This is a genomic window from Pseudoalteromonas sp. A3 (assembly GCF_025942345.1).
GTDB lineage: Bacteria > Pseudomonadota > Gammaproteobacteria > Enterobacterales > Alteromonadaceae > Pseudoalteromonas > Pseudoalteromonas atlantica.
This window is the reverse complement of record NZ_JAPCKL010000001.1, coordinates 273422-294659: the sequence shown is the minus strand read 5'-3', so window position 1 is coordinate 294659 and position 21238 is coordinate 273422. Positions and strand designations below refer to the sequence as shown.

Below are 21238 nucleotides of genomic sequence, written 5' to 3'. Positions count from 1 at the left end.
AAATGTCCTTTTTATTGTTTAAGATGAGCTGTAATTGCATCCGCAGCCGCCCATTTTAAAGTCGTAAATTTTTTGCTTTTATATTTAGGCAATTGGTTATTATTTTCTTTAATATAATCCGCAAATTCAATTACTTCATTTAGCTTAAGTACTTGTGTGAATAAAGCTCTTAATTTTGCGGGTTGCTGTGTTCGGTTCAAGCCACTTAAACCCCATGCAGTAGATGCAGCAAGAAATCGTGGTGTAATTTGTAAATCTGCTTGCCCTAAATAAAGTACATTTAAGTAATACTTTTGCTCATCACCAAAGTATAAGGTAATCGTTGTGGCGTTATTGCTAGAAACAGGCACGACGGCAACGCTGTTGTTAAAATCGACCGTTTTTTCTATGCCAGATATAAATGTACTTGCAACCACTTTAGAATTAGCAAACGACAAGGAGTCATCTATTGTTAATGTTGTTTCACTAAATACAGCAATTTTAGATGCGTTACTTTTTCCATAACTGTTTTTTAAATATAATTTGCCTGATTCAGCATTTGTAGGAACTGTGAAACTTAAGCTAGTAGGAGAAGTTGCTAAAGGGGTAAGCTCTACCTCGTTTAAATACACTAAAGTATCGTCTGAAAAGTTTATTCCAGATAAAGTAACTTCCTGATTCGCTGAAGATTCTATAACCCCTTGGTTCACTATCAAGGGCGAGAATTGTTGATTAAACGAAAGTTCCATAGGTGCTGTACGTATATTTGCTGCACTATAACTAATACTTGTAGCATTGCGCGGCATAACAAAGTCAATATAATCCTTGCCATTGGCATTAACAGGAAGGTTAACGGGAGAAAGACTGCCCTTTATGTTGAAGTTTAAAAATCCATTTGATAAGTTTTCACCGTAAATTCGGTGTTTTTTATTTGCTAAAATAACACTTTCAACTTCTTGGCTGCCATTCAATAAATAGTAAATGTTACTAATCTCTAAATAATTATCGGTCCCATACGCGCCATTTGATGCTGAGTTTAGTGGTTCAGGATCGTTTACATCTAAAATTAAATCGTTATCGTCATCTAAATCAATAAAGTTAGCTAATTCGTCTTTATCATGATTTAAAGGTCTTTGAGGATTTCCCGCATCTTTACCATCTATAATAGTGTTTGCATCGGAATCTAAGTCTACAAAATTACCCAAGCCATCTTCGTCTAAATCAAATGCACCTTCTAGTACATCTTTAATCCCGTCATTATCCGAGTCTTCATCAAGCCAGTTTGGTGTACCGTCATTATCAACATCATGGGCATACGCTGAATCTAAATTAAACACGTAAAATTCAGTACCATCATAAATGCCATCGCCATCAGTATCCTGCGTATAACCTTTAAAGCCAAAAGCAGGCTCTAAAGAGTCATCAATTGCATCTACATCCTCATCTACAAACACATGTAGTTGGTAATCGTAAGACTCCTCACCTCTAAATTCTTTATCGTTAATAACAATATAATAGGTGCCAGACTCGCTCGGCTTTACTTGAATAGCCCGCTTATACTTACCAACAGCAGTAAAATTGGGTGCCCATGATTGAATAGCCACTACAGAGCTATCCATTACTGCCATACCAGGGTCAAATTCATTATTTGAAGACGATAAAAGTACGGTTACTGCGACATCTTTTTTAAGCTTAATTTTGTAATAATCCTGATCGTTCGCTTGCTGAATTCGGCCAAAAAGTTTAATTGGTAACTTTTCAGGTGCGACAGTCGCTACATCATTATTGTTGTTAAATTCTTCTTCTTGGACGATAGTAATTATGGTTTTATCCGCATCAAACGGATAATCATCCTGCTCATCAGGTACACCATCGCCGTCTTCATCTTTATTTTGCCAAGTGCCTATATCGGTAGTTGGCTGAATAGTTTTTGCGTGTAATGGTGTTATAAAATTACAGCTAACGCTTAGTAATGAGATGTAAAATAGAGGTATTTTCAAGAATCCATCCTTGTTGATTAGTCCGTTAATATTGTAATTTAATCGTTCATAAAAATTGTTTTAATAGGCGTATTCGAACTCAAGTGGCTCAACTGTTTGTGTTTCGTAATACCTATCTTCAGACGAAACCATAAGCTTAGCTTTTACACTTATAACCGCTTTATTCCCCTCTAAAAAATTGAGTTTTACATGTTCGTACTCAGAGTCGACTCTATCACCTACCCCACTAATGCCATCATAGTCACACGTTACACTCAAAGTAGGTACAATTCCACTTTCATCTATGGCTTGTTTGTTTTTAAGTACATCGATAGGAAAGTCCACTTCGCAGATTTCATCTTCTTCGCCACCTTCTATTTCTAAAAATAATCGCGGTGGTGTTGTATAACCTTCATATAATTCTTTTGGGGCTTCGAATTTTTGTACACCAACAATATTTATAGTGCCATTGCCACACCCTGCTAATAATAAAAGTGATGCGCCAAGTAGACTTATATTCTTCATTTATATTTCCACTATTTTATGTCTAAATAAAAGTTTAATTAAATTGAAAACAACTGGTATAAGCGTATCGCTATGACAGTCGCTACAATAAGTAACAGGGTGTTGGTAAACCAAACAGGCACTTTTTTTATTAACGATGTTTTAAAAGTAACCTCTACATCTTTAGTTGACTCAAGCCAAGCTACTAACTCTGGTAACTGAAGTACTGATAACCGGTTAAACTGTTGTTTGGTATTATCATCATATTCAACTTGTAACCCTGTAAAAATATGAAACTTCTCTTGTTCAAAGTTACTTTTAGGAAACACTTTTACAGTCACTTTAACTGGTTTTATGCCACTTACAGGAGCGATACACCCACTGGCCTTATTTACTTCAATGGGCTGAGCTTTTCGTTTACTATCATGAACCCAAAGCGCTAACCTAAAGCTACTTATCAGCACCATATTAATCGGCGCTGACACCAACACCTGCGTTTGTAAGTGAAATGCTTGATGTGTAGGTTGCGGGAAAAAATCAATACCCAGCAACCCAAGTAACACAGACACAATTAAGTTTACCAAATAAAAAATAGTCCACTGGCCGGTGGTTTTTTGTGGCCAATAGCCTGTATTTTTTAAGCTGTAGTTGCCGCCCTGTGCAAAAGGCGGCATATTTTCTACATTATTTGTAATTAATTTTGATAACGAGTCTTTCATTAGTTAACCAAGTACCACTTGCCGTCTTCCTTAACATAATCTAAAAAAATTGACGCTCCATGTTTATGCCTTTTTAATGAGTAACGAACTATATAGTGCGTATCTAAGCTAGGAAAAAATCTTTTTTTCATCGGAGAATCAAACTTTTTATAACCAGACTTTTCTGTATCAAGTTCAATACTGTCCCATTCATGTTCATGCTTGTCATGACGCTTATGCTCAAACAAACGTTCAACTTTACCTTTTGAGTATTCTTCCATTGCTTTGCCCAACCTTGGGTGGTATTGGGCTAAAAACTCACTGCTGTCGTTTACTAGGTAGCTATCGACAATTGCCTTACTCATTGTTTTAAGCTCGTCGGGTACTTCATCAGCAAATGCTGAGAGTGAACATGCTAAAAATATAAAACTACTTAATATTTTGGTTATTCTTGCCATAATAATTTCCTTATTGCTGTTAGGCTGTAAAACTATAAATCTAATGCCAGCTAATTTAATTGCCATTATAAATTTTTCGCTTGTTCACCATATTTCCACCAGCGATACTCGCTGTATTTAAAAGTTCATGGTATTTCTCATCAAGTATTTTATAAGTGTTGGCTTGAGTACTAATATAACTTGCTAAATTTAACACCTCTTTTAACTGCTTTAGTGCGTTATAGAAGTTTAGGCTATCTGCCTTAGAAAGCACTCGATACAGCACTAAATTCACTCGTCAAATTGTTCGCCTTATTTGATCCAAGCTCAAAATCAATATTATTTTAATAACCGTAACTTGTTTTAACTTTTAGCTCTGCAGAGCTCACTACTGGAGTTTATTCTAAACTCAATTTGTTGATAAATATTGCTTCTATCGTGTACTTTTTATTAAAAATAATTAAAATGGGTGTCTTTTTATCTTTTAGCTTCTATTTTTTCGAGGGGGTTTCCCCATTAATTTTTTTAGTAGTGCTAAAAGCAGTAGCCTTATATGAATTAATAAATGTATTTAATTCAGCAAAAAATTGAGCCTGCGAACCTTCTTCTTCAAATTCAAAAAAGTAAATATTATGCAGTAATTCGGCATAAATATAATCATATAGTCTTGGGTATGATTCATCAGTCTGCATTTTGGCTAATGTTAACTGACTATCGAACGGCTTAAGCCAAGTTAATAAGGTAGAGTCGATAGAAACGATATTAGGTACACCGCTTTCTAAATTTGAACTCAAAACTCGAACATATTTTTCACCTTTTTGAACATACAGTGTCAATATAGGATCCTCTAAGCTAGGTAAATTGATCTCATTACTATTATTAATAGAAAACTTCTGTAACTGCTGATTACCATCATAGTAATAAAGATTACTCAGCTTATGATTAAGATCCCCTGGAATACTAACCCTAGCAGACATTTCATTTATAATATTAATTCCATAAACGTTTCCCATACCCCAACCGTTTTCAAGTTGAATAGTATAATCTGTAATATTGTCGGGTATTTTAAACTCTACTTCTTTACTAGATAAAAAATTAGTTGAAGGGACATTAACATCACCAAACCAAGCTGTTGTTTTATTATTAAAATTCCAACCTTTTAATATTATTTTATCACCTTTTGAATATTTAATTTTTTCTACTTCTGAGATCAAAGGTACTTGAGGTGCTAGGAGTTCAAATTTACTTGAATTAGTACGCACGTCTTCTACTGTGTAAACAAACGCACTAGAATTTAATGACGTTGTTTGAATAAGAGATAGTTTTGGGATGTTAACTTTGATCTTCGTGTCTTCATCACTTGAAGCTGAAATATTAAAAAATTCACTTCCTATTTGAAGAGCAACAACATAATCAGTAAAGGCCGTAAATTTACCTGATATTGATAATTCCTGACCTTGAATTGATTGCTGTGAAAGTTGAACCTGCTCACTTAAAACAGTTGATACACCATACATTTTTATGCTCGTCGAATTGACACCTGCAATATCTACGGCAGTCAATCGGTTTTTATCATAAATATCAAAGACTCCATCCCCGTCATCATCGATATCGAGGTAATTTGGAACCGAATCAGAATCTGTATCAATTGGGTTATCTAAAGAAACTGCTTCAACACTGTCTAGAAAACCATTGCCATCGCTATCTATATCAACAAAATTAGCTAAACTATCTTTATCAGGATCAGAGAATAACTCTACACTGTCAGGTATATTATCGTTATCAGAGTCATTATCTAAAAAGTTAGGTATATTATCATTATCAACATCTGTATTTAGTTGACCATTTTTGTATACGAAGTATTCGTAACTATCCAATATTCCATCACTATCAGTATCCGACCTTTTAGGATTCATACCCAAGGAGATTTCTTTAATATCACTCATGGCATCAGCATCGTTATCCACGAATACCTCGGCAGTATAAGAAGCAATACCTTGCTGACTTAACGAGGAAATACTTAGAAATACGGGGGCTGAACTATCTGGAATATAAGTAAAAAAATATTTTAAACTATTTACTGGCTTAAAATCAGAATCTACAGAGGTAGCTAGTTGAGTACCTGACCTGTCAAATAAGTTTGCTGTTGGATAAAAATTATTATCATTAGAGGTAATTATAACACTTACCCTATTATTACTTTCGATTGTTTCACTTGGAAAAGAAAATTTAAATACATCAGTATCGCCAGAGTTATCTAACTCACCGAAAACCCTGCCAGGAAAGTTCCCCTCAAGTGAATTCGAAGTTTCTACAAGATTATTATTCTCAGATTCCGTTAATTCATAAAAACCTGTTTTACTCACATCAAAAGGATAATCGTCCTGTTCGTCAACCACACCATCGCTATCTTCATCTTTATTTTGCCACGTGCCTACATGTGGTGGCGATTGGATTGCTTTTGCTTTGACCGGGGTGGTATAACTTAGTAAGCTTAAAGCGCTGCTTACGCTCAATAGTGAGAAGTAGATAAGGGGTATTTTCAAGATTCCATCCTTGTTGTTTAGTCCGTTAACGTATTTATTGATTGCCTAAAATTAATTCTAATTAGTTAATAAGAGCATCGTACCTAAATTAATACAGCCATTCAAGGTTACAAATATATAGGTACCTACTTATTGATAGATTTTGCAAACCAATCATGTATGGCGATACTATATTTTCTTGGTAAGTTGTAACCTAAACAAATCGCGCCAAATTTAGTTAGCAGGTAAGTCCTTCGCGCGACTTTGGCAGCGCCCCACACATCGTCTAGCTTTATAACTTTGTTTTTGACCCCAGTAGCTTTAACTATTAAATCGCCATTGCTTACGCTAAACCGCTTACGGCCCATAACTAACATACTTAAATAACCCCCTAACACAATGAGTACTACCGATAAAACTGACTGTAGAGCGGCTGGTAAATATTGAGCTCCTACAAGGTCTGCATGGTTAAATAAAAACCAAATAGTAAATAATGTAAACAACCAAATTAGCATTAAGAGCGAGCAAAATTGCGGTGATGTAACGGGTCTGGCAGTTATTATTAACTCACCACCGTTACTTTGTTTAAAGTAACGGTCATTAGGAATATCAGCTGACTCTGTGCTTTTAGTTTTTAATCCATCAATACTTAATTTATGCCTACGATTACCAGCAACCAACGCCAAATCAGTATCAAAATGCGCCTCTAAAAAAGCAACTGATTTTAAAATATCCGAAAGTGTCGCAACGTTCATTGTGAGCTCTGGATAACTAAAAAACTTCATTGAAAAATGTTCTAGTACTGGCTTTTCTGGATCAAAGAATTTTTCAAACTCACCGGTTGTAAAGCCACTTACTTCAACAAGGGATAACTGTGAATTAATAATATGCTTTTTTTTAGTAACAAAGCCAAGCCAAGAGCGTGTACTGACAATATCTTTATTTTTAGCGCTTAGTATTACTTTATTGACTTTTAATACCGGCGTGCACAGCACCAAACCCAATAAAATTATTATACTGGACCAAACTAGCTCGCCTGTTTCATATATACCTATAACACTAATATAAATTAGCCATGCGCCTAAGCACATTAACAAAAAGTGAAATATAACCCCTGAAACTCCGCCATTATCTGTAAATATTTGCTGCTCATCGTTTTGTTTTTGTAATTTGTAACTCATTGATACACCATCATGAAAAATGAATTTCCTTTTTTAGTAAATAGGTTTTTTGAGCTAAGTACAAACGGCCGTTTTCATGCCGTAGCTACCCCTAAGACACTATATACACACCATAGTCCAGTACTAATAGAACCAGATAAAATAAAGTGTACACTTTATTTTCATAAAACTCTAAACTCAACATTTAAGCTAGTCTTCAATTCAACCTGCGACCTAATTTTGAAAGCTTGAAAGATATAATCATATAAAAACTGTTTTTATAGTTTAATACTCAAATACTACTTTGCTAACAGCTTACAGTACCTTGAAACAGTTATTAACTCATACTTCCATGTTTTAATTACCGTTGAGAACTTTAGAGTTAAAAACATGCTTCTTTGTAAAGATTAACTTTTTTAAATTAAAGTACGATATTAATTTTTAATACATAATAGAAAGAAAGCTCTTATTACTTTTCCAATTTTATAACTTAGATTAACAGGCAGGTTTTTTTTTAAAATTATTTTTTGCTAGAGTAATTGCATTGAAAGGATTAAATTGCTCAAGGATGATGATGATAAATAAAAATGTTATTGTGGATTCTGCATCAATTATACGCACACCTATAACTCTCTATTACTCTCACACTATTGGGGAGATCACTAAACACCCAAATAATGAATTTGAAATGTTTAACTATAATTCTAACTCACTATTTTCGCCACATTATAACTTGGACATACGTTATGATTAAGCAATGTACCTGTATCCCGTCTATTGTAGCCACCAAGCATTATTTTAGTTCATGCATTTATAGCTTAACTCTTATTTTATTCAGTAAATCCAGAAAATCAGTAAAAAATTTAATACATCTAAATGTAAAATAATAAAAATTAATTTTCCTTACTTAAATGTGAACCTTTTACCAATACTTGAGAATATAAATACTGATCTATATATATTTAAGAAAAAACGATAATAGTAGTTCTAATTATTTAAAGTTATAGCATGTTCAATGATTAGAGAAATCACCAATAACCGTTAACAAAAAAAGGAATTAACAGTGCAAAAAAGTAAATTAACTAAAAGTGCGATTTGCGTGGGGCTTGCTTTAGCCTCAAGCTCAGCTGTTGCAGCTAACAGCTGGTTGTCACGTGTAAGTACGAATGACCAGCAGCAACATCAAAACATTCTTATGTCACAAGGAGTACAAAACACATCATCATTAAGTACTGATTCATCTAAAGCGGTATTTGATATTACAGTATCTTTGCATAATAACCCTCAAGGCTCAGATAAAGTTGCCTACGAGCAAATATTTTCCCATTTTGCAAATGCAGTTTGTGAGCAAACTAATGGCGCACATAAGCTTGGCAAAGTAAGAGTATTTAGAGAAAACAAGCATCGTTCTAAGTCTGATATTATATGGGGTGAAAGAGAGTGGCCCCGAGCTAATGTTTCCGGTTTTGGCGCAAATGGCATGCACATTTGGTTTGGTGATGTTTTTCCTAATGGCTCGGGCCCAGGTCAAGACCATAACATGCTACAGGACCCAAAAGGAGCAGGATATACTTTAGCACATGAATGGAGCCATTATGCGTATGGTTTATTTGATGAGTATAAAGGTACAACTGATTCAGCAGAGCCTAACACTCCTATTAAGTCAGATGCACCAACAACCTCTATCATGAGTAACCAATGGCAAGCATTAACGGCAGGTATGCAATGGTTAAATCACTCAACTAAGGACACTATTGGTAATATTGACAGTACAGCACAAGGCCGAATATATGGTAAAAGTGCGTGGGAAGTGCTTCTGCAAGATATTAAAGATGATCCTAAATCTGGCCGTAAAACCGCACAGCCAAGCCGAACACGCTATTTAACTTTGGCGGATAATGCTCCGGATACAAATACACCATTAAAGATCGAATTACCAGCAGCGCAAGATTCCTGCCAAAACCAGCTTAGTGTAGAGTGGGTTGAAGGTGATATAGACATGCAAATTGTGATAGACCGATCTTATAGTATGCTAGGTCCAGCAATGAGTAATGCCAAACAAGCTGCTAAAGTGCTTGTTGATGCGTCATCTTCAGGTGGTACATCAATGGGGCTTATTTCTTTTTCAGACAAAGAGCTTGTTAACCAAGATTATCCTATTACAAAAATTGATAGTCCTAATTCAAATGTTAAAACAGAACTAAAAACAGCAATAGATGCTATTTACGAAAATGGCACTACTGCACTCTACGATGCTTCACAACTTGCATTAGATAATTTAACCGCGTATCAATTCAACGAAGAAAGCAATGCACCTGGCGTTGTTTTTCTTTTGGCTGATGGCTATGACAACGACTCAAGCTATACACAAGAACAAATTATCGCCAATTATCAAAATAATGACATTGCTATTTTTAGTTTAGGCTATGGTTTTGCATCACCTACAGGGCCATTATTAACACTTGCTAGCGAAACTGGTGGGAAATACTTTTCTTCACCCACCACACTTGCTGAAATTGTAGATGCTTTTTTACAAGCTAATGCTACTGCAACAGATAACCAAAATTTAGCATCTACAACCTTTACGATAGAAAGTTCGCAAAGTGCCACTCAAGTGATTGCCGTTGATTCAGGGCTTGATAACGTAAGTGTGTTTATTAACCACAACGCCAACCTAGATGATGTACAACTTACTCTTTTAGATAGTACAGGTAGTGAAGTAAGCGATGTGGTTTTCAACTGTAATGATGCTTCAGAAACGTTAACTTGCGGTGCTTATATTACTAACCAACACATAACATCACACGGAACAGGTGAATGGCAGTTACAAGTTACTAATTTAAATAATACCACTAGCTTAAATGCTATTGTTAATGTGAGTGCTGAACCTACTCTATCGGGCAGCTACACATTAAGTGTTGAAGGCTCTCAAGGAAACTCTGTCACCTACCCCAGTCCTATGATCTTAACTGCAGCGATTACTAAAGACAAACTAATCACGGGCGCTAATGTGTTAGCAACCATTACCGATCCTGATCAAAATTCAACTAATTTAGAAATGTCTGATGATGGTCTAGAAGGCGATGCCGTAGCGGGAGATGGTATCTACTCGGTAATAGCACCATATAACGAAAATGGTATTTACCAAATAGAAGTACATGTAAATAATGATGATGGAAATGCAATTTATACTACAACAGGTTTATTAACGCCTACACTTGATGGCTCAGTACCTGAGATGGAGGCTTTGCCAAGCATAGATGAAAATTTTGTACGTATAGGTAAAACCACGTTAGTTGTTAACGATGTACCACGCTCAGACTATAATGATGACTTTTATTTTAGCGAACAATTGGCTTCAAATAATGTATATATGAATGGAGTAATCAATAATAAGGGCGACAAAGATTTTTATGAAATAAATGACATAGATGTAACCAAACAGCTAGTTGTACGGGTATCTGACATGAGTTTGGGGATGGTTCCTACCCTTAATATATACAAATCTGATGGTACAACTCCCATTCAAGAAAATATCACTTTGCAGAGCAATCCATCCAACACAGATTATGTATATTATAAATTTGATAAATCACAACTTGAATCAAAAATTTATGTAGAAGTTATGCATCAAGATGAAAATGCAAGTATGGGGGGATACCAAATAAGTGCCGGAGAGCCTATTTATACAGATACACCTGTTAGCAATGAACCATCTAACAATGCACCCGAAGTTAAGCCTGATAATATCTCTTTGAAATCCGGAGAAATTAAAGTAATTAAGCCCTTAGAAAACGACTCTGATCCAGATGGTGAAGCATTAGCTATTAATAGTATACAAACTGATGGGACTATTGGATTGGTTACTTTAGAACAAAATGAAGTAACTTATGATGCAACCTCCGCATTTTCTGATCAAGCACCAGGCACGGTCATAACCGACTCTTTTACTTATACAGTAACCGACAATAACGGGGCTTTTGTTGAAGGTACAGTCACTGTTACAGTAACAATCCCAAATGAAGGCTCAGAGCCGGAGGAAGAACCAGACGAGGTTAGTTCAAGTGATGATGATAGCGGCAGCCTATTTTGGCTTACATTGATGTTGGCACCACTTTCGATATTGAGACGCCGTAAAAAATAACTTACTCTGATAACTTCAGGATACTAAAGGCCTTCGTAATTAACTATACGAAGGCCTTTTTATATTAGTTAGTTTGGAGGAGTCCAGGCCGGACAACTGACCATGAAATACGCGCGTGAATTGGGTGGTGAGCTTAAATCGGGTTTAAATCCATAGACACATTACAAGTGCGGCTTCATTTAACAAAGCTAGTAATTGCTGATTATCGAAAGTAAAAGCCCTTCCCACAAAGTTGTATGGAATTGGACTTCCCATAGTTTTCTTGCGATAGCGATAGCCACAGATCACCCTGCTTGTTTTTCACACTACACAAAGGCTAGCTTCTAACTTGAAAAGTGAAAATTTAGGATGGGTGTCTTGTTATTTGCTTTAGCTGCCCATTGCTTTGTTTTTGTAATTTGTAACTCATTGATACACCAACACGACAAATGAATTTTCATGATAAAAAAGGAAGGCTAAGCCTTCCTTATTGAGTTTAAGGTTTTTGACCTAAATACCAACGGCCATTTTCTGATTGCTTAAAATAACAGAGGCTTCTTTTAGTTTTATCCATTTTCCCAGCTTTAAATTCAAGCCTAATAGTTTTTGTGGCTTTTCCTTTGTAAGCTCCTTTTTCTATATTATTACTGATCTCTAAAAATTCATACTCAGTGATTGGCTCGTCACCAAACTTTTTGGTATGGTCATCAAACCAGCTTTTCTCAATTTTATCTTCCATATTTTTTACTGATTCAGGTAATAAATAAAAAAACAGTGTGGGATCATTTTTTAAATAACTGTTTACCATATAATCTTTACATACTGATTTTAAATTTTCATCTGAACCATCTTCAACTCCATGAAAACGCTCCATTGCAACAGTTGATGCACTAAATAAGCACCCTACTATGGCCGTTATTAATGTTTTATTTTTCACATTTATTCCTTGTGTTTCATTATTTTTAACCGCTACGCCAATTTAACAAAGTTAAAATATCAATTAACAGCTATCAAATTAAGTATGTTTGAACAATAACAATACTTGTAAGTACAGTTACAAAAAGTGCTGCAAACATAATTGCTATAGCCTTAATGACTGGTGGAAATAAATAAGATACTTCAACAGCTGTTCTTTTGACCATTACTTCTATTATTTCAGGCAGCATAAAAAGGTTTATTCGATTAATTGTCAGCGTGTCTTTATTAGTAAATAAAAATGTAGCATGAGTAAAAAATGGGAGTTTAATATTTTCATGGCGACTAACCGTTCCACGAATACGCTTTACTATGGTGTAATCAAACTTACCCACGGTTACCTCTTCAATATCCCGATAGTAAAACTTTTTATTTACACTACCAGTGCCTTTAAATTCAAAATAGTCTTGATACAGAGTAATTGATTGTTTGTTGCCACGTTTAAAAAACAGAAACGCGATTAAAACAGCAAAGTAAAAGCCGGTAAAATAAAGTACAACATATTCAGGCCTATTATTAGTATCGTACACCCTACCTTCACTTATAAAAAAACAGGTTAATAAAAACCCAACAATGTAAGCTACTACACTGTGTAGGTAGAGTTGTTTTTTAGTAAAGTTATTTAATAAAGGGTACGTTGTTAAATCGGCCTTACTATCTTTCTCAAGGCGTTCATCCGCGTTATATGAGTTAGTTAATCGCCTAAATTTATTACACAAAAAGTCCATAAAGCCTCTTTTATAAAATCAGAAATCCCTTGTAATAGGGTTAGATAAAAAATAACAAAATCATCAAGCAAAAAATGATTAACAATAAAAAATACAGTGGGAATTTTGTAATTAATGAAGTTTTGAAATCAATACTTACACCATGCTTCTCTTTTAACCAATCTACAAACTCAGGAAGCTGTAATATCGATAAGCGATTAAAAGCCTGTTTTTTATTGTTCTGGTATTCAATTAATGCCCCGGTAATAATTTTAAACTGAGTACTTTTAGTCGGAAATGCTTTTACCGTTACTTTAACCGGCTTAGTTGATTCAATGGGTTCTACACAGCCTGTATGTTTATCAACGGTTAAATCTTTGGCACATTTAATACTATGGTTAACCCATATAACAAAGCGGATTGTATTTATGAGTAATAAATTTAAAACTATTGATTGGATTAGTTGTGGATCTGAATAGGTAGGATATTTATTGGGGGTAAGGTCTATGCCGATTAATCCAAAAATAACGGCAACAAGTGTATTTATTACAAAAAACATCAACCACTGTTTTGTTGTTTTTTGTGGCCAGCGCCCCGTATTTTTTAGTTTATAATTATCATTATGTGCAAAAACAGGCATGTTTTTTACATTGTTATAAATATAGTGCGAGAGTGAGTCTTTCACGTTTTAAAAGTTCCTTCTTCTAGCGTATTGCGCTGCAATAAAAACTATTTAGTTAATCAATTTACAATGAGTATTCAAACTCTACAGGCCCAACAGTTCTCGCTTCATAACTTACACCATGATCCGCCACTAATTCACCATTGGTGCAACCCGTTAATAAAACTAAGCTGACGGCAATTACTGTAATCACTATATTGCGCATACTGCTCCTTTTAAAATTAAAACTTGTACCAATTAAAAAGCACCTCATTTATTAAGCTTCAGTAAATAAGGTCCTCAATGACTACTGCTATTAAATGTTCGTTTTATACCATTTTTTTGTATCTTCATCCAAACCAAACTCACAAAGAAAATGAGAACTGCCGGTTTTTATATTTAAAAAGCCAATTTCCACTTGAACTTTTTTTTCTATATCAAACAAAAAGTTTTTTTCTTTTTCATCTATCAATAAAAATAATGTACGTTCGTAATCAGCTGTTTTAATTGATTCATCGTATCTAGCTGCTTTTTTTAAAAACATTTTTTTTAGATACTTCTTAGATTTCTCTGTTGCTTTGGCATTAGGATGAAAGTCGTTTATATAAGAATCAAAATCCTTGTTCACAATTTTTATGGCATTGTCATAACACTTTTGAACAAAAAATTCTTTATCGGGTACCGCACTAGCAGAGTAAGAAAAAAATAAAAAAAATGGTAAAAATTTATATAGTTTCATAATTATCCTTAACTAAGTTTTGGTTTTTACTGTTTGAAAATAAATAACTTATTGATGCTGCTTATCAGTTTGATATTGAGTTTTTTGAACTCACTATTGCTTTATTTAAAAGTGAGCGGTACTTGGCTGAATTATCATCAATATAACGAGGGTTACTTAAATTTGCTTCAATAAAGTTGGCAAATACTTTAACGTCTTCGTTAGAACTAAGCGCGTTAAACTCTTCTTTCCAATTAATTTGTTCTATATTGTTACCTAAAGCACCGCTATACCATACAGAAGATGCTGCTATATGAATTGGCGTAATCAAAATATTTTTATCTGATTGAAAAACCATAGTATTAATAAATTCATAGGGCTCTTTGTTCTCGTCAATATAAAGCGCCATAACAACATCACTATCACCGCCAAAAATATAATTAACGTTTAAATCATCACCAAGCTGCTCTTCTTGATTTATCGGTGATTTTAAAGAAGTAACTAATAATGGTGCTAATACCTTATTGGGTATGTTCAATTGGCTGTAATCTAAAAGTACTTCATCACCAATTTTAACTGTGACTGTATTACTTGTACCATAAGTTGTTTTGGCTGTTAATTTAGCTTGAGATCTGACGCCGTCAGGAACAACAAAGGTCAACTTTTCGGTATTTATAATTGAAGGTTTAGTTTTTATATTATCAATAAAAACAAGCGTATCATCAGAAAAATGTTGTCCCGATAGACTTAAGGTGTCACCCACCGAATAGTAATCAAGTTCTGGTTTTAATATTAATGGAAGGTTACGGTTTGATTTAATCACATTAATTGAATTGGAACGTTTACCCTTAGCAAAAAAATACATAGATTGGGTATGCTCAGGCAGCACAAAGGGAACATCTAGCAATGATGATACTTTTTTATTGATAGGTGGTAAATTATTAGTTCGTTTGAATACGAGTATGCCCTCGGTTTCAAGTCCTCTACCCTTTATTTTGTGCGTCCCATTCTCTACAAAAAGCCCATTATACGAATCGCCCTTAAAAATATAATCTACAGTACTTATATCTTTATAATCAGCTTCGCCAGGGAAAGTTGAATCAACTATTTTTAATGGTTCAGCGTCATTTCCATCAAGTAACCCGTCGTTATCGTCATCAACATCGGCGTAATTTGGTACTCTGTCACCATCAGTATCGGCTGGAAAAGAAGTAAGAATATCCTTAAGTTCATTTTTATCGAGATTGCCATTGCCATCTGAGTCAACGTCTACAAAGTTACCCAAACCATCTTGATCTTGATCTGAAATGCCTTCAATTTTATCTGGTATACCGTCTGCATCACTATCGTCATCCAACCAATTAGGAATACCATCCAAGTCAACATCGTGTGAATATGTATTACCATCTAAATAAACATAAAATTCTGTACCGTCAAAAATTCTATCTCTATCTGAATCTATATCGTTAACAATTAATCCAAAAGCTGACTCTAGACCATCATCTATGTAATCTATATCTACATCAAAAAAGAGTTTTGCTTTATATGTAAAATCAGTATTCCCTCGCGCATCAACATCAGTAATAGCTAAGTAATAAGTATCTGCAGCAGGAAGCGTAAAATTAGCAGCGGCACCAATATTTCCAATAGCAGTAAAGTTTGATTTTATTTTTTCTACCGACGAACCATCTGAATTGAGTATAAAAATGTTTGGTCTGAAAATTGTGTTTGTCGTGTTTAGTACAACAGATACACGTTCTGCTTTATTTGTTGTAAATTTAAATAAATCTAAATCAGCTGTATGCTGCACTACACCTGAAACAAAGTATGGGATCTCTGAAGTCAAGTTTTCTGCTTTGGCTAAATTGTCGTTTAATTCCGTTTCTTGATAGTACTTTGCTTTAACTAAGTTTACATCAAACGGATAATCGTCCTGCTCATCAGGCACATCGTCAGCGTCTTCATCATTATTTTGCCACGTGCCTACAGGTGGTGGCGATTGAATTGTTTTTGCTTGAGCGGGAATTGTATAACTTAGCAAACTAAAAGCACTGCTTACGCTCAATAGTGAAAAGTAAATGAGGGGTATTTTCAAGAATCCATCCTTGTTTTGTGTTCCATAATTCAGCCCATAAACTTAAACTATTTAACGACTTAATACAAACTGCTTTGAAAGAAGTAGCTTAAGAAACAAAAAAGCACCACTTAAGTGATGCTTTTTATAATTAAAAATATTATCTGAAAAGAACGTCTTCGCGGTTAAACCACTTAACACAAAAGGCAAGTAACGCGCCGGCTATAATAGCTGTTGCTAAAAATATTAAGCCTACAAGGGTGTAATCTACCGTGCCTTTAACAATTTCTTTAATTGCGAGCGCTACATTAGTAACAGGAATAAAAGCAGTTTTAGCTGTTAGCTCTACATTAGGCATAATGGATACAATGATGGGAAAAAACACCCCCATACTTAATGGTGCCATGTAGTTTTGCGCTTCTTTAAATGTACGAGCATAAATAGATATTGCTAACGCCAATGCTGAGAATATCGCGGCAATAGGTAATAACAATACAAAAATCATTAATAAATCACTTACCGCTAATGTGCTAAATGCTGTTTTAATTACTTCTAGGTCTGCAAATGCAAGGGCTACGGCTATCCACCCGCCCATACTGAGTACAGTTATAGTTGTTGATGCAATTGAGGTTGTCAGTAAGGTTATAAATTTGCCTAGTACCAGCTCGGTACGCGTAATAGGTGTAAGCAATAAGGTTTCTAATGTACCGCGCTCTTTTTCACCTGCACCTAAATCTATTGCTGGGTACGTAGCGCCCATAAGAACTATGGGAATAAGTAGGTAGGGCAAAAAGCCACCTAGTTTTTCACCTAAGTTTTCACGTTTATCGGCGGTATCAACCTTTACTACTTCAATAGGTGTTAAAAGTGCTAAATGGGCTTCTTTTTCAATACCAAAACTTATTAATTTTTCTGTTTGTAATGCATCGCTATATTCTTTGGCGAGCTCTTTTACACGCTGAAATAAAAAGTTGATAGATTTAGCATCATTAAATACCACTTCCCACTTACTTTGCTGGGCATCATTTAAGGCTTGTTTAGCGTTAGTGGGTAAATATATACCCATGTCTATATCACCTGCGATTACCCCTTCTTTTAGCTCTTCAATGCTATTAAAGGTTTTAGCACCTTTATAAAGTTCAAAGCTTTTATGATAAAACACTTTTTCGGTAAACTCTGGCGCGTAGTCGCCATTAATAATGGCGTAGGTATGTACCTTTTGTTCAGCATCGAGTGCCGCTTGAGAGCTAATAAACGCCATAACGGCAAATAATAAGGGAAACACCGCAACGGGTAGAGCGACTACAAACAACAAGGTTTTTTTATCGCGTAGGAGTTCTGTTAATTCCTTTTTAAAAACTTCAAACATCGTGTTTCTCCGTTAAAATATTCATAAACGCTTGGTTTAGCTCTTCACTATTACCTGCCTGTTTGAATTCAGCAAGTGTGCCATCAAAGCAGCTAACGCCTTCATTAATTACCGCAACACGGTCACATAAAAGGGCCACTTCATCTAAATGGTGCGTTGAAAAAATAACAGGCGTGCCTTGCGCCTTTAAGCCTTTAATAAAGTTGATCACTGTTTGTGTGGTCATGATATCAAGGCCAGTTGTTGGCTCATCGAGTACCACCACTTCTGGGTGATGTACCACAGCACGGGCAATATTGGCTTTTTGCTTCATGCCGGTAGATAGGTTTTCTGCACGTTTATCAATAAATTTATGCATGTCGAGTAAAGTAAAAAGTTCTTCACAACGAGCCGCTATTTGCTCTTTGTTCATTCCATGAAGCTTTGCAAAGTATTCAATATTTTCTTTAACGGTCAGGCGACCATACAAACCAGTTGAACCGGATAAAAAACCAATAGACTTGCGCCCTACTAACGGCTTTTTAATTATGTCGTTGCCGGCAATAGTTATTGTGCCTTCATCGGGCTTAAGTGCGGTTGAGAGCATACGCAATGTGGTAGTTTTACCCGCGCCATTAGGGCCAAGTAACCCTAACACTTCGCCTTTTGCACATTGAAAGCTGACATCTCTTACTGAATGAAAAAAATCTTTATCTTCACGCGGGTCTATACCATCAACTTTATTTTTTTTGTGATCCTTGGTTAACTTAAACTTTTTTTTAAGCCCTGCGACTTCTATCATTTTCGTATCCTTCGTTTAGCTCTAAAGTAATCGGTATTATCATAGAACGATTCATTCTCATTTGCGTCATGCCACCCTGGTACACCTAATAATGGCAATGGAGAAAGCTGTTTGTTATCGGCTAAGCAATGCTCTATTTTTATCTTCTCATAAAGTACTTGGTCTAGGTACTGATATTGAGTAACTAAATCTTTACAAAATATTTCATCCGGTACACATACAAATAACGCTTTACCCGTTAAACCAATATAGGGCTTTGTGAGCATTTCATAATTAGCGTGGCCAAACATAAAAGGTTGTATTGTTTTGCCCCACTCTTCTCGGTGAGTTATAAATGCAGTTTTCCATTGGTGCTCTGTTAAAAGTGTTTGCCACTTAGTATCACTAATGGCAAGCACCACGCCGCACTCGTCAAATAATGTGAGTGCATTACGATGTTTAGTACGTTGCTTTAAGCCGTGCTGCACTATTTCTTGTACGTGGCGCTGATTAATAAGCGCCTTGGTTTTTGGAAACAAACACCAAATAAAGCCACCAAATAAGTCGTGCCAATTTTTACTGCGTGTTGGCACTACGCCAGTTTCAAAAATGACTTGCTCGTAATAGCGCTCGCCAAAATCAACGTTTGCATCGTCTTCAAACGTTATGGGGAGGTTATTAGCATTAATGGCATTCAAATATACACTGAACCAATCGGGGGTTGGCCAATCAGTTTGTTTATCAATATTAAACAGTGTTCGTAAGTGCTCAAACGCACCGCTTTTCAAACTACTAACTTGCCATTGCTCGGGCGGAGTAAAGCGCTTCATTTATACCTTTAACAATTTATGCTGTTAATTTGCGGGCAGTTTACCGCAAAAACTGGTTCTAATTAATAGAAGTTAATATACTAATCACATCTTAGAACAAGAATAGAGCTACTATGAAACGATATTTCTCTCTCACACTGATTGCTGGCGCTGTGTTAGCTGGCTGTACAACAACAAGTATTACACCTACCGATGTAACAAATGGTTACAACAGTATTAAAGCAGATGAACTTGCAGCGCACATTAAAGTGCTTGCCTCTGATGAATTTGGCGGTAGAGCGCCTTCATCTGAAGGTGAAAAGTTAACGCTTGATTATCTGACCACTCAATTCAAAGCATTAGGGTTTGAACCCGGTAATGGTGATAGCTTTTTACAAGAAGTGCCGCTTGTTTCATTAGAAGCTGATTCAAATATGGTATTAAGTATTGGTGGCAAAGATTATCAATACAAAAAAGACATGGTTATGGGCAGTAGCCGCATTAGCGCACAAGAAGGGATTGAAAATTCAGAGCTTGTATTCGTAGGTTACGGTGTAAATGCCCCAGAATATAACTGGAACGATTACGAAGGCCTAGACGTAGAAGGCAAAACTGTTGTTATGCTTGTTAACGATCCGGGTTTTGCTACAAAAGATCCTGCGTTATTTACCGGCGATGCAATGACCTACTATGGCCGTTGGACTTATAAATATGAAGAAGCGAGTCGTCAAGGTGCAGCCGGTGCTATCATCATTCACGAAACAGCCCCTGCATCATACCCGTGGTCAGTGGTTGAAAATTCATGGAGCGGTGAGCAGTTTGGTTTTCAAAAAGAGAACAACAATATGGACCGCGTTGCGGTTGAAGGCTGGGTGACCACTGATGTAGCAAAAGAGTTATTTGCTAAAGCGGGTCTTGATTTTGAGACTGCAAAAGCCAATGCAGCTAAAGGTGCGTATAACGTCGACATGGGCGATTTAACTGCATCGGTTAATGTTAAAAATACAATTAAAAAATCGGTGTCGTATAACTTTATTGCCACGTTGCCGGGTAGCGAAAAAGCGGATGAACATGTTATTTATTCAGCGCATTGGGATCACCTAGGTACAGATACAACCCGTAAGGGCGACCAAATTTATAATGGGGCACACGATAACGCCACAGGCACTGCTGGGCTAATTGAGGTTGCAGAGGCATTTACTAAGCTGCCAAAGCACCCTACTCGCTCAATGACATTTTTAGCTGTTACGGCTGAAGAGCAAGGCTTACTTGGATCTAAATACTACGCTGCTAACCCGGTTATTGCTGCTGATAAAACAGTCGCTAATATAAACATGGATAGCCTAAACTTATTAGGTAAAGTAAAAGACATGAACGTAGTAGGTTTAGGTAAGTCGCAAATGGACGACCTACTAGCCAAAGCAGCAAAAGAGCAAGGTAGAACAATAGCGGGCGACCCTAAACCATCTTCAGGTGGTTATTACCGCTCTGATCACTTTGCATTTGCAAACATGGGTATTCCGGCTATGTATGCAGGCGGCGGTACTGTTGCCGCTGATGAGGATACAGCAAATTACCGTAAACGTATGAGCTTAGTGCTACGTGGTTGTTACCATCAACCCTGTGACAGATACCGCGATGAGTGGGATTTATCGGGTGCGGTGCAAGACCTACAATTATTTTATAAAGTAGGCTTTGATATTTCTGAGCAAGCACAATGGCCTGTATGGTACGAAAACTCAGAGTTTCAACGCAAATAA

17 protein-coding genes are annotated in these 21238 nt (G+C 35.8%); 2 read left to right on the top strand and 15 right to left on the bottom strand.

Going from position 1 to position 21238, the window contains the following annotated elements:
• Positions 1–11: 11 nt before the first annotated feature.
• The 6 genes from OIZ54_RS01315 to OIZ54_RS01290 all read right to left on the bottom strand — a co-directional run bounded on the left by OIZ54_RS01315 (position 12) and on the right by OIZ54_RS01290 (position 7303).
• On the bottom strand, positions 12–1979 hold the full coding sequence (locus OIZ54_RS01315; RefSeq protein WP_264389473.1) for a hypothetical protein: 1968 nt from the start codon (positions 1977–1979) through the stop codon (positions 12–14).
• Positions 1980–2039: 60 nt separating this feature from the next.
• A complete protein-coding gene (locus OIZ54_RS01310) occupies positions 2040–2483 on the bottom strand; it encodes a hypothetical protein (RefSeq protein WP_096041681.1) in 444 nt (147 codons plus the stop codon).
• 38 nt (positions 2484–2521) lie between these two features.
• Positions 2522–3181: a hypothetical protein gene (locus OIZ54_RS01305; protein ID WP_264389472.1), complete on the bottom strand. Its 660-nt coding sequence runs from the start codon at positions 3179–3181 to the stop codon at positions 2522–2524.
• On the bottom strand, positions 3181–3618 hold the full coding sequence (locus OIZ54_RS01300) for a hypothetical protein (protein ID WP_264389471.1): 438 nt from the start codon (positions 3616–3618) through the stop codon (positions 3181–3183). Before OIZ54_RS01300 ends, OIZ54_RS01305 begins: the two co-directional genes overlap by 1 nt.
• Before the next feature lie 470 nt (positions 3619–4088).
• Complete coding sequence (locus OIZ54_RS01295; protein WP_264389470.1) at positions 4089–6143, bottom strand: MSCRAMM family adhesin SdrC; 2055 nt, start codon at positions 6141–6143, stop codon at positions 4089–4091.
• A gap of 125 nt (positions 6144–6268) precedes the next feature.
• The gene (locus OIZ54_RS01290) at positions 6269–7303 is read right to left on the bottom strand and encodes a hypothetical protein (RefSeq protein WP_264389469.1); all 1035 of its coding nucleotides are present in this window, start codon (positions 7301–7303) and stop codon (positions 6269–6271) included.
• A 1042-nt stretch (positions 7304–8345) separates the two neighbouring features.
• Between OIZ54_RS01290 and OIZ54_RS01285 the strand changes: the two genes are divergently transcribed.
• A complete protein-coding gene (locus OIZ54_RS01285) occupies positions 8346–11426 on the top strand; it encodes a VWA domain-containing protein (protein ID WP_264389468.1) in 3081 nt (1026 codons plus the stop codon).
• 475 nt (positions 11427–11901) lie between these two features.
• On the opposite strand, the gene OIZ54_RS01280 is transcribed toward OIZ54_RS01285, so the two are convergent.
• The 9 genes from OIZ54_RS01280 to OIZ54_RS01240 form a co-directional block, all read right to left on the bottom strand.
• On the bottom strand, positions 11902–12342 hold the full coding sequence (locus OIZ54_RS01280; RefSeq protein WP_248461553.1) for a hypothetical protein: 441 nt from the start codon (positions 12340–12342) through the stop codon (positions 11902–11904).
• Positions 12343–12415: 73 nt separating this feature from the next.
• Complete coding sequence (locus OIZ54_RS01275) at positions 12416–13108, bottom strand: hypothetical protein (protein ID WP_096041675.1); 693 nt, start codon at positions 13106–13108, stop codon at positions 12416–12418.
• 40 nt (positions 13109–13148) lie between these two features.
• A complete protein-coding gene (locus tag OIZ54_RS01270; RefSeq protein ID WP_264389467.1) occupies positions 13149–13727 on the bottom strand; it encodes a hypothetical protein in 579 nt (192 codons plus the stop codon).
• Positions 13728–13833: 106 nt separating this feature from the next.
• Complete coding sequence (locus OIZ54_RS01265; RefSeq protein WP_170173897.1) at positions 13834–13974, bottom strand: hypothetical protein; 141 nt, start codon at positions 13972–13974, stop codon at positions 13834–13836.
• Positions 13975–14064: 90 nt separating this feature from the next.
• Positions 14065–14487, bottom strand: a complete 423-nt coding sequence (locus OIZ54_RS01260; RefSeq protein ID WP_264389465.1) for a hypothetical protein — start codon at positions 14485–14487, stop codon at positions 14065–14067.
• 64 nt (positions 14488–14551) lie between these two features.
• Positions 14552–16561 carry an IPT/TIG domain-containing protein gene (locus OIZ54_RS01255; RefSeq protein WP_264389464.1) on the bottom strand — a complete coding sequence of 670 codons (2010 nt, stop codon included), beginning with the start codon at positions 16559–16561 and terminating at the stop codon, positions 14552–14554.
• 139 nt (positions 16562–16700) lie between these two features.
• Positions 16701–17909, bottom strand: a complete 1209-nt coding sequence (locus OIZ54_RS01250) for an ABC transporter permease (RefSeq protein WP_029773610.1) — start codon at positions 17907–17909, stop codon at positions 16701–16703.
• Entirely contained in the window at positions 17902–18690 is a 789-nt protein-coding gene (locus OIZ54_RS01245; protein WP_264389463.1) for an ABC transporter ATP-binding protein, read from the bottom strand. Before OIZ54_RS01245 ends, OIZ54_RS01250 begins: the two co-directional genes overlap by 8 nt.
• Positions 18687–19499, bottom strand: a complete 813-nt coding sequence (locus tag OIZ54_RS01240; RefSeq protein WP_264389462.1) for a DUF3025 domain-containing protein — start codon at positions 19497–19499, stop codon at positions 18687–18689. The genes OIZ54_RS01245 and OIZ54_RS01240 overlap by 4 nt, the downstream gene beginning before the upstream one ends.
• 113 nt (positions 19500–19612) lie before the next feature.
• Between OIZ54_RS01240 and OIZ54_RS01235 the strand changes: the two genes are divergently transcribed.
• Entirely contained in the window at positions 19613–21238 is a 1626-nt protein-coding gene (locus tag OIZ54_RS01235) for a M28 family metallopeptidase (RefSeq protein ID WP_264389461.1), read from the top strand.